Below are 15,535 nucleotides of genomic sequence, written 5' to 3'. Positions count from 1 at the left end.
ACCGTTTCTATGCGCCTTTGTTTTTCGCGATGATTTCTTCCGCGATGTTACGAGGCACTTCTTCGTAGTGAGAGATTTCCATGGAGAATACACCACGGCCTTGTGTACCTGAACGAAGTGTTGTGGAATATCCAAACATTTCGGATAAAGGCACCTTAGCACGAATGATTTGCGCGCCATGGCGAGCATCCATACCTTCGATACGTCCGCGACGGGAGTTCAACATTCCCATTACATCGCCCATGTATTCTTCAGGTACAGTAACTTCAACTTTCATGATCGGCTCAAGAAGGCAAGGGTTACATTTCTCTTTAGCAGCTTTAAGCGCCATGGAGCCAGCAACTTTAAACGCCATCTCGGAGGAATCGACATCATGATAAGATCCGTCAACCATAGTTGCTTTAATATCAACCAATGGGAAGCCAGCGATAACACCGTTCTTCATGGATTCTTCGATACCCGCTTGAACAGGACCGACGAATTCTTTAGGAACCGAACCACCGACGATTTTGCTTTCAAAGATAAAGCCGCTGCCTGGTTCAAGAGGCTCGAACTCAACCCAACAATGTCCGTATTGACCACGGCCACCGGATTGACGAACGAACTTACCTTCAACTTTAGCTGCCTGACGGAACGTTTCTCTGTAAGCAACCTGAGGCTTACCTACGTTTGTTTCCACTTTAAACTCACGGAACATACGGTCAACGATGATCTCAAGGTGAAGCTCACCCATACCGGAGATAATTGTTTGATTCGTTTCTTCGTCCGTGTGAGCGCGGAACGTAGGATCTTCTTCAGAAAGCTTGGACAGAGCTACACCCATCTTATCTTGGTCAGCTTTAGTTTTAGGCTCGATCGCAACGGAAATTACCGGCTCTGGGAAGTTCATGGACTCCAAGATAATCGGGTTTTTCTCGTCACACAGTGTGTCTCCTGTAGTTGTATCTTTCAAACCTACGGCAGACGCGATATCTCCAGCGTATACGACGGAAATTTCTTGACGGCTGTTCGCATGCATTTGAAGAATACGACCGATTCTTTCACGCTTGCCCTTAGTTGCGTTAAGCACATAAGAACCAGAGTTTAGAACACCGGAATATACACGGAAGAATGTTAGTTTACCTACGAAAGGATCCGTCATAATCTTGAACGCCAACGCGGAGAACGGTTGATCGTCGGAAGATTTACGAACTTCTTCGGAACCGTCTTCCAGAAGACCTTTAATATCAGGTACATCGATGGGAGCCGGCAGGTAATCAATAACAGCATCCAACATGGGTTGAACACCTTTGTTACGGTATGAAGAGCCCGCGATAACTGGGAAGATCTTAACTTCTACTACACCTTTACGAAGAGCGGATTTGATTTCAGCAATTGTGAATTCTTCGCCTTCAAGGTATTTCATTGTCAATTCTTCATCCAACTCAGCAACGCGCTCAATCAGTTCAAGACGAAGTTCTGCAACTTTATCTTTGTATTCAGCAGGGATTTCAACTTCTTCTGCATCTTTACCAAGATCGTCTTTGTAGATATACGCTTTCTCTTCAACGATGTCAATAACGCCTTTGAATTGATCTTCAGCGCCGATCGGCAATTGAATAGCAACTGCGTTTGCACCCAGTTTGTCGCGCATTTGATCGATAACTGCCAAGAAGTCAGCACCGATGATGTCCATCTTGTTTACGTATGCGATCCGGGGAACGCCGTAACGGTCCGCTTGTCTCCAAACGGTTTCGGATTGAGGCTCAACGCCTTCTTTGGCACTGAATACACCTACAGCCCCGTCCAATACACGAAGGGAACGTTCAACTTCAACTGTGAAGTCAACGTGTCCCGGGGTATCAATGATATTGATGCGGTGACCCTTCCAAGCAGCGGTAGTCGCAGCGGACGTGATCGTGATTCCGCGCTCCTGTTCTTGCTCCATCCAGTCCATGGTAGCTGCACCTTCGTGCACCTCGCCAATCTTATGCGTACGACCAGTGTAGAACAAGATCCGCTCTGTGGTAGTAGTCTTACCAGCATCAATATGAGCCATGATCCCGATATTACGTGTATCTTTCAAGGAGAACTCTCTAGCCATGATTATGTCTCCTTTCAAATTAACACTTTAAGAAATATAAGTATCAGAAACGTAAAGGCGTAAACCGATACGATTCTGTAATCTTATCCTACCAACGGTAGTGAGCGAACGCTTTGTTGGCTTCAGCCATCTTGTGCGTATCTTCACGCTTCTTCACGGATGCTCCAGTGTTATTGGATGCATCAATGATTTCAGCAGCTAGACGCTCTTCCATGGTTTTCTCGCCGCGGTTGCGGGAGTAGTTTACCAACCAACGCAAACCTAGGGAAGTACGGCGCTCAGGCTTAACTTCGATAGGCACTTGATAGTTAGCTCCACCTACACGGCGTGCTTTAACTTCAAGAACTGGCATGATGTTCTTAATCGCACTTTCAAAAACCTCCATCGGTTCTTTACCAGTACGCTCTTGAATCAGGTTGAACGCATCATACAAAATTGTTTGAGCGACACCTCTCTTACCGTCGATCATAACACGGTTGACTAGACGGGTAACCAGCTTGCTGTTGTATATCGGATCCGGTAATACGTCTCTTTTAGTAACGGGACCTTTACGTGGCATAGTTGTTATCCCCCTTTCTCAAAAAATGAATTCATTTCATAATTTCAGTTTCACATTGCTGTAAAACGATTAAGACTTCTTAACTTTAGGACGCTTCGTTCCGTATTTGGATCTAGCTTGCATACGGTTGTTAACGCCTGCAGTATCCAATGCACCGCGAACGATGTGGTAACGTACACCCGGAAGATCTTTAACACGGCCTCCGCGGATCAATACAACGCTATGCTCTTGAAGGTTATGACCGATACCACCAATGTAAGCAGTCACCTCTACACGGTTTGTTAAACGTACACGGGCATATTTACGAAGAGCCGAGTTCGGTTTCTTCGGAGTCATAGTACCTACACGAGTGCAAACACCGCGTTTCTGTGGAGCGCTGATTTCAGTACCCTCACGTTTTAGAGCGTTAAATCCTTTTTGTAGCGCAGGAGATTTAGACTTTACTACTTTAGCCTTTCTGCCTTTGCGTACTAGTTGGTTAATAGTTGGCATTTCGCCACCTCCTTCCTCAAATTATACCAAAAGTTCATTAAGCCCACAGACCCAGGCGGTTCATAAATAAGCAAATGAAAAGTTTTTGCCAGCGTCATGAAGCCCGAGAAGATATATCCTCTCAAACCTGACGCCAGACAAAAACACTAATTTGGTTATTCATTCACTGCTGCCGCCATAGCGGCACCTACTTCAATACCGCAAGCTTTACCGAGTGCTTTCATCGTATCCACTTGCGTCACCTTAACCCCGTGCTTCTTGCAGAGATTAATTGCTTTTATCGTAATCCTAGGATCTGCATCTTTCGCAACAAAGACTTCAGTGGCAAGACCAAGCTCCACCATTCTGATTGTCTGTTTCGTGCCAATGCTGATTCGGCTGTTCTGTATTACTTTTTCATAAGACATAAAAAGCTACATCCTCCAAAGTACAGAAGAGAACCTGTTAGGCACACTTCGATATATTATCATTTCAACTATAAGGTGTCAAGGACTTTACCTAATTGTTATCCTCTAATCTTAAAGTAATACTTACCATACAGAATCCGGACCAAGAATGTAAACTCGGCCCGGACTCTACATATGAGCAAGTGAGTAAAATCTATTCTACAGTAACGGTTTCTAATTCCGGATCCACGGATTCCAACTCTTCGCCGGCCGGATCAGCCAATTTAATATTGCGGTAACGGTGCATACCCGTACCCGCAGGAATCAGCTTACCGATAATAACATTCTCTTTCAAGCCGAGAAGTTGATCCACCTTGCCCTTGATTGCCGCATCCGTAAGAACTCTTGTTGTCTCTTGGAAGGAAGCCGCAGACAGGAAGGAGTCGGTCTCCAGGGAAGCCTTGGTGATACCGAGCAATACCGGTTTAGCCACGGCAGGCTCTTCTCCGTTAAGCAGCACTTCTCTGTTCGCTTCCTCATACTCATGAATGTCGGTAAAGGAGCCCGGCAGAAGTTTAGTGTTACCGGAATCAATGACACGGATCTTGCGCAACATCTGGCGAACCATAACTTCAATATGCTTGTCGTTGATCTCAACACCCTGGTTTCGATAAACGCGCTGTACTTCTTGAAGAATATAGTTCTGAACGCCGCGGATGCCTTTAATACGCAGCATTTCTTTCGGATCGATGGAACCGTCCGTAAGTTCATCTCCTGCTTCCACTTGTTGCCCTTCGCTTACGCGAATACGGGAACCGTAGGTAACAGCGTATACTTTGGATTCGGCTTCACCAATGATTTCAATCTCACGGCGGTCTTTCGCTTCACGGATTTCTTTAACAACACCGTCAAACTCCGTGATGATCGCTTGACCTTTAGGATTACGCGCCTCGAACAACTCTTGGATACGCGGCAAACCTTGCGTGATATCGTCTCCGGCTACACCGCCGGTATGGAACGTACGCATCGTCAGCTGGGTTCCCGGCTCACCGATGGATTGCGCTGCGATAATACCAACCGCTTCACCAATCTCAACGTGTTTACCAGTAGCCAGGTTACGTCCGTAACAAGTTTTGCAGACACCATGTCGCGCGCGGCAGCTCAATACGGAACGAATGGAAAGCTTCGTTACGCCTGCAGCGATAATTTCATCGGCTTTGTTGGAATCGATGAGGTCGTTGCGGTTCACGATAACTTCGCCAGTTTGCGGATGACGAATCGTCTCGAAGGAATAACGTCCTTCAATCCGGTCGAACAGATCCTCAATGACTTCTTTACCGTCTTGAATTTTGCTGACACTGAAGCCTTTATCCGTACCGCAATCCTCTTCACGGACGATAACGTCTTGGGCCACATCTACCAGACGACGAGTCAGGTAACCTGAATCCGCCGTACGCAGGGCTGTATCGGCCAAACCTTTACGGGCACCATGCGTAGAGATAAAGTATTCCAAAACCGTCAGACCTTCACGGAAGTTGGACTTAATCGGTAACTCGATAATACGACCGGATGGGTTGGCCATCAGACCACGCATACCGCCCAATTGGGTAATCTGCGATTTGTTACCCCGCGCCTTGGAATCAACCATCATCATGATCGAGTTAAAGCGATCCATGGATTTAAGCAATACTTCTGTAATCTCATCCTTGGTCTTACTCCAGATCGCGATAACGCGGTCATAACGCTCTTCGTTCGTGATCAGACCGCGACGGTACTGATTCATAACGACTTTAACCTTACCTTCGGACTCCTGAAGAATCTCGTCTTTCTCCTTCGGTACGATAACGTCCGATACGGCAACCGTGATTCCCGCTTTAGTCGAGTACGTGAAACCAAGTTGTTTGATCTTGTCGAGAATGACGGAAGTCTGTGTTGTATGGTAAATACGGAAACATTCCGCAATCACATTACCCACATAATCCTTGCCGACGCCGCCGACAACCGGAAGACCCATAATATATTCGCGAACGTTTACGCCCTTCTCGTGGATGAAGTATACATCCGGCGTTCCGTTAATCAAGTTGTTCTTACTTGGCTCGTTAATATAAGGGAAATGCGTCGGGAATATCTCGTTAAAGATAATTTTACCGATCGTTGTGACGATCATTGCATCTTGTTGCTTGTCGGTGAAAGATTCTTTGTTCAGAGCTCTGACCGGAATCGCAACACGAGCATGCAACGATGCGGTACCGCGTTGGTAAGCGGAAACGGCTTCGTTAACATTACGGAAAATCATGCCTGAGCCGGCAGCTTCCGGATTGTCCATCGTCAGATAGAAGATACCAAGTACCATATCCTGAGATGGGGTTACAACCGGTTTACCGTCCTTCGGATTCAGAATGTTGCCGGAGGCAAGCATCAGAATACGGGCTTCAGCTTGAGCTTCCGCGGACAAAGGTACGTGAACAGCCATTTGGTCACCGTCGAAATCCGCGTTGTAGGCGGTACAGACGAGCGGATGCAGCTTGATGGCGCGTCCTTCAACCAGGATCGGTTCAAACGCCTGAATACCTAATCTATGCAATGTAGGTGCGCGGTTCAGAAGAACCGGATGCTCCTTGATTACTTCTTCAAGAACGTCCCACACTTCAGGGGAAACGCGTTCTACTTTGCGCTTCGCGCTCTTGATGTTGTGCGCGATGCCTTTGTTGACCAATTCTTTCATAACGAAAGGCTTGAATAACTCTAGTGCCATCTCTTTAGGAAGACCGCATTGGTACATCTTCAAGCTAGGACCAACAACGATAACGGAACGACCGGAGTAGTCAACCCGTTTACCCAGCAAGTTCTGACGGAAACGGCCTTGTTTACCTTTCAGCATGTGGCTGAGCGATTTCAAAGGTCTGTTACCCGGACCCGTTACCGGACGTCCGCGACGACCGTTGTCAATCAAAGCGTCAACCGCTTCTTGAAGCATACGTTTCTCGTTCTGCACGATAATATCCGGCGCGCCGAGGTCGAGCAAACGCTTCAAGCGATTATTACGGTTGATCACACGACGATAAAGGTCATTAAGGTCAGACGTTGCGAAACGTCCGCCGTCTAGCTGAACCATCGGACGCAGCTCAGGAGGAATGACCGGCAACACGTCGAGAATCATCCAATCCGGGAAATTCCCGGAGTTACGGAAGGCTTCAATGACTTCCAAACGCTTAATCGCACGGTTACGGCGTTGGCCTTGGGCTGTGCGAAGTTCCTCTTTCAAGAATTCAAGTTCTTTGTCGACCTCAATATCCTGAAGAAGCTTCTTCACCGCTTCGGCGCCCATGCCGGCTTGGAATCCATAGCCATACTTCTCACGGTAACTGCGATATTCTTTCTCGGACAGAAGCTGCTTTTTCTCCAGAGGTGTATCTCCTGGATCGGTTACAACATAAGATGCGAAGTAAATAATCTCTTCCAGCGATCTTGGCGACATATCCAGAGCGAGACCCATTCTGCTCGGGATCCCTTTGAAATACCAGATATGAGATACAGGCGCAGCCAATTCAATATGACCCATACGCTCACGACGCACTTTGGCGCGCGTTACTTCAACGCCGCAGCGATCACAGACGACACCTTTATAACGTACACGCTTGTATTTGCCGCAATGGCACTCCCAGTCCTTCGTAGGCCCGAAGATTTTCTCACAGAACAGCCCTTCTTTCTCTGGCTTCAATGTTCTGTAGTTGATCGTTTCCGGCTTCTTTACTTCTCCGCGGGACCAAGAACGAATTTTGTCAGGCGATGCCAGACCAATTTTCATAAATTCGAAGTTGTTTACGTCCATCAAGGAGCAACCCTCCTCTTGAATGTGCTAATGATTTTGCCCGAACTGTATGTTATCGACTATTATGAAAGTTTCATCTCAATGAAAAGACCGGCAGTCCGGGTTGCCCCGGACTTCGGTATTATTCCACGCCGGCTTCCGCACCCTCAAGGTTGAGGTTCAGCTTATCGCTGGTCGTATCATCTTCATCATCGAGTTCTTTCATTTCGATTTCTTCTTCATTCTTGGTGAGAATCTTGACATCCATACCCAAGCTCTGCAGCTCCTTAATCAATACCTTGAACGATTCAGGAACACCTGGCTCCGGAACATTCTCGCCTTTGACGATGGACTCGTACGTTTTCACACGGCCGACCACATCATCAGACTTCACGGTAAGGATTTCTTGAAGCGTATAAGCGGCTCCGTATGCCTCGAGTGCCCAAACTTCCATCTCACCGAAACGCTGTCCGCCGAATTGAGCTTTACCGCCCAGTGGCTGTTGCGTAACGAGAGAGTAAGGACCTGTGGAACGGGCATGGATCTTGTCATCAACCATGTGCGCCAGTTTAATCATGTACATGACACCGACGGTAACTTCACGTTCAAACGTATCGCCTGTCCGTCCGTCGTATAGTACAGTCTTACCGTTACGCTGCATGCCTGCTTCTTCCATGGCGTCGAAAACATCATACTCACGCGCGCCGTCAAATACCGGCGAAGCTGTGTAAATTCCCAATGCTTTGGCAGCCATGCCTAAGTGAACTTCAAGCACCTGTCCGATATTCATACGGGAAGGTACGCCCAATGGGTTCAGAACAACTTCAACAGGCGTTCCGTCCGGCAGGAACGGCATATCTTCTTCAGGCAAGATGCGGGCGATAACACCCTTGTTTCCGTGACGTCCGGCCATCTTGTCACCTTCGGAAATTTTACGCTTCTGCGCGATGTATGCGCGAACCAGCTGGTTCACACCCGGCGGCAGCTCGTCCCCGTTCTCACGGGTAAATACTTTCACGTCAACGACGATTCCGTCGGTTCCGTGAGGTACGCGCAAGGAGGTGTCACGCACTTCGCGTGCTTTCTCCCCGAAGATGGCGTGTAATAGGCGCTCTTCCGCGGTCAGTTCCGTAACACCCTTCGGCGTTACTTTACCTACCAGGATATCGCCGGCTGCGATTTCAGCGCCGACACGGATAATTCCGCGCTCATCCAGATTCTTCAACGCGTCTTCACCGACGTTCGGAATATCGCGTGTGATCTCTTCTGGTCCAAGCTTCGTATCCCGCGCTTCGGACTCGTATTCTTCAATGTGAATGGAGGTGTAAACATCCTCTTTCACAAGCTTCTCACTAAGCAGGATCGCATCCTCATAGTTGTAACCTTCCCAAGTCATGAACGCTACAACTACGTTGCGTCCAAGCGCCAGTTCACCCATCTCGGTGGACGGTCCGTCCGCTAAGATGTCACCCTTCTTGATAATCTCGCCTTTATGGCAGATCGGGCGTTGGTTGATGCAGGTACCTTGGTTGGAACGCATAAACTTATGAAGCTTGTGCTTCACGATATCGCCGTTTACAAGTTTACCGTCTACCATTTCCTGACGACGAAGCCAGATTTCATTCGCCGAAACCTTCTCAATGATTCCGTCATGCTTAGCCACGATACATACGCCGGAATCTTTCGCCGACTTATGTTCCATACCTGTTCCCACTAACGGGGATTTAGGTATGAGCAACGGCACCGCTTGACGTTGCATGTTCGATCCCATCAAGGCGCGGTTGGAGTCATCGTTCTCAAGGAACGGAATGAGCGCCGTCGCTACCGACACAACCTGTTTCGGAGATACGTCCATGTAATCCACGCGTTCACGAGGCATCGTCAAGATATTATCCGCTTGCTTATTGTAACGAACAATAACCATGTCTTCAGCAAAAGTTCCATCTGCTTCCAACGGTACGTTCGCTTGTGCGACAACATAGTTATCCTCTTCATCCGCTGTCAGGTAACTAATCTGTTCCGTTACCTTTCCTGTCTTCGGATCAACCCAACGGTAAGGCGCCTCAATGAAGCCATACTCGTTAATTCGAGCGAAGGTGGACAAGGAGTTAATCAAACCGATGTTCGGTCCCTCAGGAGTCTCAATCGGGCACATACGGCCGTAGTGAGAGTGATGGACGTCACGAACTTCAAAGCCCGCGCGCTCACGAGTCAAACCGCCGGGTCCGAGAGCGGACAGACGACGTTTGTGCGTAAGTTCAGCCAGCGGATTCGTTTGATCCATAAATTGCGAGAGTTGGGAGCTTCCGAAGAACTCTTTAATGGACGCAATCACGGGCCGTATGTTGATCAGCGCTTGAGGCGTAATTACATTAGCGTCCTGAATGGACATTCTCTCACGAACCACACGTTCCATCCGGGATAAACCGATACGGAATTGATTCTGAAGGAGTTCACCGACGGAACGCAAACGACGATTGCCCAAATGGTCAATATCATCCGTGCTGCCGATGCCATGCAACAGATTCATGAAATAGTTAATCGAAGCGATAATATCGGATGATGTAATGTTCTTGATGCTCTTATCGATAATACCGTTCGAGATAATCTTGATTACACGACCATCTTCATCCGGTGCAAATACACTGATCGTTTGAAGAGGAATGCTGTCCGCATCTTGAACGCCCGCAGCTATGCGGTGCTCTCTGAAACCTACGTTCTTCTCCAAACTAGGCAGAATCTCGTCTAGTAGACGACGATCGATCATTTGACCGGCTTCAGCGATAATCTCGCCTGTTTCCGGGTCTACCAGCGTCTCAGCAAGACGTTGATTAAACAATCTGTTTTTAATGTGTAGTTTTTTGTTTATCTTATATCTACCGACATTCGCAAGATCATAACGCTTCGGATCAAAGAAACGCGCGACCAATAAGCTTCTCGCATTATCCAGTGTAGGAGGTTCGCCCGGGCGAAGACGCTCGTAAATCTCGATTAATGCTTTTTCGGTAGAATCCGTGCTATCCTTATCCAGCGTATTCCGAATATACTCGTCTTCACCGAGCAATTCGATAATTTCTGCATCCGTACCAAAACCCAATGCTCTTAACAGAACTGTGACCGGAATCTTTCTTGTGCGATCAATACGGACATAGATAATATCCTTCGCATCGGTCTCCAGCTCCAACCAAGCACCGCGGTTAGGGATAACGGTAGCTGTATATGTTTTCTTCCCATTCTTGTCGACTTTTGTGCTAAAATAGACGCTAGGAGAGCGAACCAGCTGGCTGACGATAACCCGTTCCGCACCGTTAATAATAAAGGTACCCGTATCGGTCATCAGCGGGAAGTCACCCATGAACACTTCTTGTTCCTTGACTTCGCCGGTTTCCTTATTGATTAGACGCACTTTAACACGCAGCGGTGCCGCATAGGTTACGTCTCGTTCCTTGGACTCATCGACAGAATACTTCGGTTCGCCCAGACTGTAGTCAATAAACTCCAGAACCAGGTTGCCTGTGAAATCCTGAATCGGAGAAATATCTTGAAACATCTCTCGCAATCCCTCTTCCAGAAACCACTCATAGGATTTCTGTTGGATTTCGATCAGGTTCGGAACTTCTAGCACTTCTTCGATTCTGGCATAACTTCTCCGAGTGCGTCTTCCTAATTGAACAAGTTGACCTGCCAACTTAAACTCACCCCTCATGTCTACTTTCATACCCGATTTCGGAAACAGAAAGACATAAAAGAAAGCCCTTAGTAAAGCAATCCTAACAAAATTGCTCCCAAAGAGTTTTCTGCTCCCAAAAATGTTATTCTAGCTGTTGCCTATGATCCCACTTCTTGTAGATTTGCCGCAAAATTTAAACATTATACGTCAACGCTCGATTTTTTATTCATAAAAATGATAAAAAAGAACTTGACATTTTAGCAAACTAAAGAAAAATGAGACCATCCCAATACTGACATTTTATAATGATAACACAAGCAGAATTTGAAGTCAATTCCAACTCAATCTGCTTTTTTTGCGCAAAAAATGCGATATCCCTTGTCCTTAGCTTTCTCCTCTACATTAGAGAATAAATCCTCCAGTTTCGATAAGGCTGACGGGGCGCCTTGCTTCTTCTGGATGACAACCCACAGCTGACCTCCGGGCTTCAGATGATTCGCAGATTGCTCGAAGATCGAGTGTACCACGTCTTTACCGGCGCGAATTGGCGGATTGGTCAGAATGATGTCGAAAGTTCTGCCTTGCAGACTTTCAAGCGCATCGCTTTGCATAATGTCTACATTTGAGATCCCGTTGCGTGTCGCATTTTCTTTAGCGAGTTCCACGGCACGCTCATTAATGTCCACCATGGTGACCCGGCCTGCAGATGCAAGCGTTGCTGCCGCTAATCCGATTGGACCGTATCCGCAACCTACATCCAGCACTTCAGCATGCTCAGGAATGGACATATGCTGAATCAGCACTTTGCTACCATAATCGACACCTGTTTTGGAGAAAACACCGCTATCCGTCACGAATGTAAACTTGCGGCCCACGAGCTCTTGTTCAATCGTATGTCGCTTGTGAACGGTAGAAGGTTTATTCGTATAATAGTGTTCCGACATTAATGAACCTCCATAGTAACTCGAAAGAATGTCAACCCAGGTCTTCTTGCGTGTGAAAAAAGTCCCCCTGAAGGGTGAGCTTCAAGGGGACGTTATTAAAGCTAAATTATTTAACTTCTACGGATGCGCCGGCTTCTTCAAGCTTAGCTTTAACCGCGTCTGCTTCTTCTTTGCCAACTTTTTCTTTGATTGCTTTAGGAGCGTTATCAACCAAGTCTTTCGCTTCTTTCAGACCAAGGCCTGTAAGTTCGCGAACAGCTTTGATTACGTTGATTTTGGATGCGCCAGCGTTGTTAAGGATTACGTCAAACTCGGATTGCTCTTCAACTTCAGCTGCTGCTGCGCCGCCGCCCACAGCTACTGGTGCTGCTGCTGTTACGCCGAATTCTTCTTCAATTGCTTTTACCAGGTCGTTCAGTTCAAGAATAGTCATACCTTTAATCGCTTCTAGGATTTGCTCGTTACTCATGGATATACCTCCGTTATTTTAAATAGATTTGTTTGTTGAAAAAGGGTGAATAGATTAAGCTTCTTGCTTCTCGGATACAGCTTTAACCGCAAGGGCAAAGTTGCGAACCGGAGCTTGAAGTACGCTAAGCAACATGGAAAGAAGTCCGTCTCTGGATGGCAGGTCTGCTAGAGCTTTGATCTGATCGTAGCCAACTACGCGACCTTCCACAACGCCGCCTTTAACTTTAAGAGCGTCGTTCTTCTTCGCGAAAGCCGTTAGGATTTTCGCTGGGGCTACCAAATCGCCAGTAGAGAAAGCGATCGCCGTAGGACCCGTAAGGTGTTCGTCTAATTCTGTCAACTCGGTTTGCGCCGTAGCACGTCTAGTTAAAGAATTCTTCAGCACTTGGAATTCAATTCCCGCTTCACGAAGCTGCTTACGAAGCTCAGTAATTTGGGAAACATTCAATCCGCGGTAATCCGCAACAACGGTACAACTGCTCTCGCGCAATTTCGTTGCCACTTCACCAACACGTAATTCTTTCTGTTCAATAATCTTGGTATTTGCCAAACTGTCCACCTCCTATAATTTCTAGGTACATACCGAAACTTCATAGAAAAAGCCTCCGTAGACATCTACGAAGGCATGAAGTTCGGTTAAATTTTCACGAAGAAAACGACCTAATATATCACAACACCTCGGTAGGAAATTAAGCTTTAAAGCACCTACTGTCTACGGTTAGCATATTCAACTGTTTATGTTACATCAGAACAACAACGTAAATCAGAATAACACAACCATTTGAGTTAGTCAATTGCCAATCTTTAACAACCAACAATAACTTCTCTTAAGTTTATCTTATCTGAAAGATTGTACGTTAACGCGTGCGCTCGGGCCCATTGTCGAAGAAACAGCAATGTTCTTCAAGTAGATGCCTTTCGCCGCAGCCGGTTTAGCTCTGTTCAATGCTTCAACAAGTGTACGGAAGTTCTCGTTCAACTTCTCTGCATCGAAGGATACTTTACCGATTGGCGCGTGGATTTGTCCTGCTTTATCCAGACGGTATTCGATTTTACCCGCTTTGATCTCCTGAACCGCTTTGGTTACATCGAAAGTTACCGTGCCAGCTTTAGGGTTTGGCATTAGGCCTTTACCACCGAGTACACGACCCAGTTTACCGACTTCAGCCATCATGTCAGGTGTAGCTACGCAGACATCAAACTCGAACCAGCCTTGTTGGATTTTGTTGATCAGGTCTTGATCGCCAACGAAGTCCGCTCCAGCAGCTTCCGCCTCTTTCGCTTTCTCACCTTTCGCGAAAACAAGGACACGTTTAGTCTTACCAGTTCCGTGCGGCAATACAACTACGCCACGAACAGCCTGGTCTTGTTTTCTTGGATCTACGCCCAGACGAACTGCAACTTCAACGGTCTCGTCGAACTTGGCAGTCGCTGCTTTCTTAACAAGCTCAATCGCTTCAAGAGACTCGTAAGTCGCTTCGCTGTCGATCAGCTTTGCTGCTTCTACATATTTCTTTCCGTGTTTCGGCATAAATATTCTCCTCCTTTGTGGTATTAGCGGATATTCCTCCCACTATGCAAGCCTGCATTGCAGGCCGCGAGACAAACGACTAGTCTTCGACTACGATACCCATGGAACGGGCAGTACCTTCAACCATCAGCATTGCCGCTTCAACGGACGCTGCGTTAAGGTCAGGCATTTTCTGTTCAGCGATTTCGCGAACTTTCGCGCGTTTCACTGTTGCGACTTTCTTCTTGTTCGGTTCGCCGGAACCTTTAGCGATTCCCGCAGCTACACGAAGCAATACAGCAGCCGGTGGAGTCTTGGTTTCGAATGTAAAGGAACGATCCTCGAATACAGTGATAACAACAGGAATAATAAGACCTGCTTGATCTGCGGTACGAGCGTTAAACTCTTTACAGAAAGCCATAATGTTGACACCTGCTTGACCCAACGCCGGACCTACCGGAGGAGCTGGATTCGCTTTACCTGCAGGAATCTGCAATTTCACCATCTTGATAACCTTTTTAGCCATGTAAAACACCTCCTTGCCATAATGTGGTGTAACGGGATGTTTCCCTCCCACTAAACCATGGCCTGCCACTTGCAGACAAGCCACACAGAGTCTCCGCGCGCTTCATGAAAAACACAGCAAGAACAAGAAGAATTAAATCTTCTCTACTTGCGTGAAATCCAATTCTAGCGGCGTTTCTCTGCCGAACATATTCACATGCACTTTCAACTTCATCTTGTCCACGAGAATTTCTTCCACAGACCCGACAAAGTTCGCGAAAGGCCCAACCTTCACGCGTACGTTCTCCTTCAGTTCGAAGTCAATCTTCGCCTTCGGCTCTTCCATACCCATATGCTTGAGGATGGATTCAACTTCTTCAGGAAGCAAAGCTGTAGGCTTGGAGCCTGCACCCGTGGACCCTACGAAGCCGGTAACCCCTGGAGTGTTACGCACAACGTACCAAGAATCATCTGTCTGAATCATTTCTACTAGGACATAGCCCGGATATACTTTACGCATAACGGTCTTCTTCTTCCCGTCCTTGTTCACAATCTCTTCTTCCATCGGAACAAGCACGCGGAAAATCTTGTCGGTCATACTCATAGATTCGACACGCTTCTCTAAATTGGCTTTCACTTTGTTCTCATACCCGGAATAGGTATGAACTACATACCATCTTTTCTCCATCTCCATAACAAGCCACCCTTGGATCTACTTTCATTCAAATACAAGACGCAGCAGTTCAGAAATACCGAGGTCAAGAATAGCGAAATAAATCGTAACAAACACCACTGTAAGCACAACAACAATTGTATAGCTTGTCAGTTCTTTGCGGCTAGGCCATTTCACTTTCTTCAGTTCAGCTACGCTGTCCGTGAAAAAAGAAAATGATGTTCCAAAGCTTTGTTTCATTCTGCTGATGAAAGCCACGATACTACACCTCCAAAGGAACTACTACCGCGTTTCGCGATGAGCTGTTGATTCGTTACAGTACTTGCAGTACTTCTTCAACTCGATGCGGTCGGGGTTGTTGCGCTTATTCTTTGTCGTTGCGTAGTTTCTTTGTTTGCAGTTCGTACAAGCTAAAGTAATGATTACCCGCAT

Annotated in this window: 14 protein-coding genes and 1 other annotated feature; all 14 genes read right to left on the bottom strand. The window is 47.0% G+C overall.

Features of this window, described 5'->3' with window-relative positions:
- Nucleotides 1-7 precede the first annotated feature (7 nt).
- The 14 genes from fusA to rpmG all read right to left on the bottom strand — a co-directional run bounded on the left by fusA (nucleotide 8) and on the right by rpmG (nucleotide 15,535).
- The gene (gene fusA, locus SY83_RS11375; RefSeq protein WP_068606583.1) at nucleotides 8-2,083 is read right to left on the bottom strand and encodes an elongation factor G; all 2,076 of its coding nucleotides are present in this window, start codon (nucleotides 2,081-2,083) and stop codon (nucleotides 8-10) included.
- A gap of 88 nt (nucleotides 2,084-2,171) precedes the next feature.
- Complete coding sequence (gene rpsG / locus SY83_RS11370) at nucleotides 2,172-2,642, bottom strand: 30S ribosomal protein S7 (protein WP_068606581.1); 471 nt, start codon at nucleotides 2,640-2,642, stop codon at nucleotides 2,172-2,174.
- Between the two features lie 69 nt (nucleotides 2,643-2,711).
- On the bottom strand, nucleotides 2,712-3,134 hold the full coding sequence (gene rpsL, locus SY83_RS11365; protein WP_068606579.1) for a 30S ribosomal protein S12: 423 nt from the start codon (nucleotides 3,132-3,134) through the stop codon (nucleotides 2,712-2,714).
- A gap of 155 nt (nucleotides 3,135-3,289) precedes the next feature.
- Nucleotides 3,290-3,541, bottom strand: a complete 252-nt coding sequence (locus tag SY83_RS11360) for a ribosomal L7Ae/L30e/S12e/Gadd45 family protein (RefSeq protein WP_068606577.1) — start codon at nucleotides 3,539-3,541, stop codon at nucleotides 3,290-3,292.
- Between the two features lie 193 nt (nucleotides 3,542-3,734).
- Nucleotides 3,735-7,355 carry a DNA-directed RNA polymerase subunit beta' gene (gene rpoC, locus SY83_RS11355; RefSeq protein WP_068606575.1) on the bottom strand — a complete coding sequence of 1,207 codons (3,621 nt, stop codon included), beginning with the start codon at nucleotides 7,353-7,355 and terminating at the stop codon, nucleotides 3,735-3,737.
- Between the two features lie 118 nt (nucleotides 7,356-7,473).
- Entirely contained in the window at nucleotides 7,474-11,037 is a 3,564-nt protein-coding gene (gene rpoB, locus SY83_RS11350; protein ID WP_082882479.1) for a DNA-directed RNA polymerase subunit beta, read from the bottom strand.
- A 305-nt stretch (nucleotides 11,038-11,342) separates the two neighbouring features.
- Nucleotides 11,343-11,945 (bottom strand): class I SAM-dependent methyltransferase, encoded by a 603-nt coding sequence (locus tag SY83_RS11345; protein WP_068606571.1) that lies wholly within the window; start codon nucleotides 11,943-11,945, stop codon nucleotides 11,343-11,345.
- 106 nt (nucleotides 11,946-12,051) lie between these two features.
- Complete coding sequence (gene rplL, locus SY83_RS11340) at nucleotides 12,052-12,414, bottom strand: 50S ribosomal protein L7/L12 (protein WP_068606569.1); 363 nt, start codon at nucleotides 12,412-12,414, stop codon at nucleotides 12,052-12,054.
- A gap of 54 nt (nucleotides 12,415-12,468) precedes the next feature.
- Complete coding sequence (rplJ, locus tag SY83_RS11335; RefSeq protein WP_068606567.1) at nucleotides 12,469-12,966, bottom strand: 50S ribosomal protein L10; 498 nt, start codon at nucleotides 12,964-12,966, stop codon at nucleotides 12,469-12,471.
- Between the two features lie 36 nt (nucleotides 12,967-13,002).
- Nucleotides 13,003-13,152 (bottom strand) — a sequence feature (ribosomal protein L10 leader region).
- Between the two features lie 102 nt (nucleotides 13,153-13,254).
- Nucleotides 13,255-13,947 carry a 50S ribosomal protein L1 gene (gene rplA, locus SY83_RS11330; RefSeq protein WP_068606565.1) on the bottom strand — a complete coding sequence of 231 codons (693 nt, stop codon included), beginning with the start codon at nucleotides 13,945-13,947 and terminating at the stop codon, nucleotides 13,255-13,257.
- Nucleotides 13,948-14,026: 79 nt separating this feature from the next.
- Complete coding sequence (gene rplK, locus SY83_RS11325; RefSeq protein ID WP_068606563.1) at nucleotides 14,027-14,452, bottom strand: 50S ribosomal protein L11; 426 nt, start codon at nucleotides 14,450-14,452, stop codon at nucleotides 14,027-14,029.
- A 132-nt stretch (nucleotides 14,453-14,584) separates the two neighbouring features.
- Nucleotides 14,585-15,118 (bottom strand): transcription termination/antitermination protein NusG, encoded by a 534-nt coding sequence (gene nusG, locus SY83_RS11320; RefSeq protein WP_068611058.1) that lies wholly within the window; start codon nucleotides 15,116-15,118, stop codon nucleotides 14,585-14,587.
- Nucleotides 15,119-15,148: 30 nt separating this feature from the next.
- The gene (secE, locus tag SY83_RS11315) at nucleotides 15,149-15,361 is read right to left on the bottom strand and encodes a preprotein translocase subunit SecE (protein WP_068606562.1); all 213 of its coding nucleotides are present in this window, start codon (nucleotides 15,359-15,361) and stop codon (nucleotides 15,149-15,151) included.
- Between the two features lie 24 nt (nucleotides 15,362-15,385).
- Complete coding sequence (rpmG, locus tag SY83_RS22720) at nucleotides 15,386-15,535, bottom strand: 50S ribosomal protein L33 (RefSeq protein WP_082882478.1); 150 nt, start codon at nucleotides 15,533-15,535, stop codon at nucleotides 15,386-15,388.

This window comes from Paenibacillus swuensis (genome assembly GCF_001644605.1).
Classification (GTDB): Bacteria; Bacillota; Bacilli; order Paenibacillales; family DY6; genus Paenibacillus_N; species Paenibacillus_N swuensis.
The sequence above is the reverse complement of the archived record's forward strand: the minus strand, read 5'-3'. Positions and strand labels throughout refer to the sequence as shown.

Coding starts and splice junctions, on each gene's coding strand:
- rpsG (WP_068606581.1), bottom strand. CDS start 2,642: ATGCCACGTAAAGGTCCCGTTACTAAAAGAGACGTATTACCGGATCCG.
- rpmG (WP_082882478.1), bottom strand. CDS start 15,535: ATGCGGGTAATCATTACTTTAGCTTGTACGAACTGCAAACAAAGAAAC.
- rpsL (WP_068606579.1), bottom strand. CDS start 3,134: ATGCCAACTATTAACCAACTAGTACGCAAAGGCAGAAAGGCTAAAGTA.
- rplA (WP_068606565.1), bottom strand. CDS start 13,947: ATGCCGAAACACGGAAAGAAATATGTAGAAGCAGCAAAGCTGATCGAC.
- nusG (WP_068611058.1), bottom strand. CDS start 15,118: ATGGAGAAAAGATGGTATGTAGTTCATACCTATTCCGGGTATGAGAAC.
- rpoB (WP_082882479.1), bottom strand. CDS start 11,037: ATGAGGGGTGAGTTTAAGTTGGCAGGTCAACTTGTTCAATTAGGAAGA.
- SY83_RS11345 (WP_068606571.1), bottom strand. CDS start 11,945: ATGTCGGAACACTATTATACGAATAAACCTTCTACCGTTCACAAGCGA.
- rplL (WP_068606569.1), bottom strand. CDS start 12,414: ATGAGTAACGAGCAAATCCTAGAAGCGATTAAAGGTATGACTATTCTT.
- fusA (WP_068606583.1), bottom strand. CDS start 2,083: ATGGCTAGAGAGTTCTCCTTGAAAGATACACGTAATATCGGGATCATG.
- rplK (WP_068606563.1), bottom strand. CDS start 14,452: ATGGCTAAAAAGGTTATCAAGATGGTGAAATTGCAGATTCCTGCAGGT.
- SY83_RS11360 (WP_068606577.1), bottom strand. CDS start 3,541: ATGTCTTATGAAAAAGTAATACAGAACAGCCGAATCAGCATTGGCACG.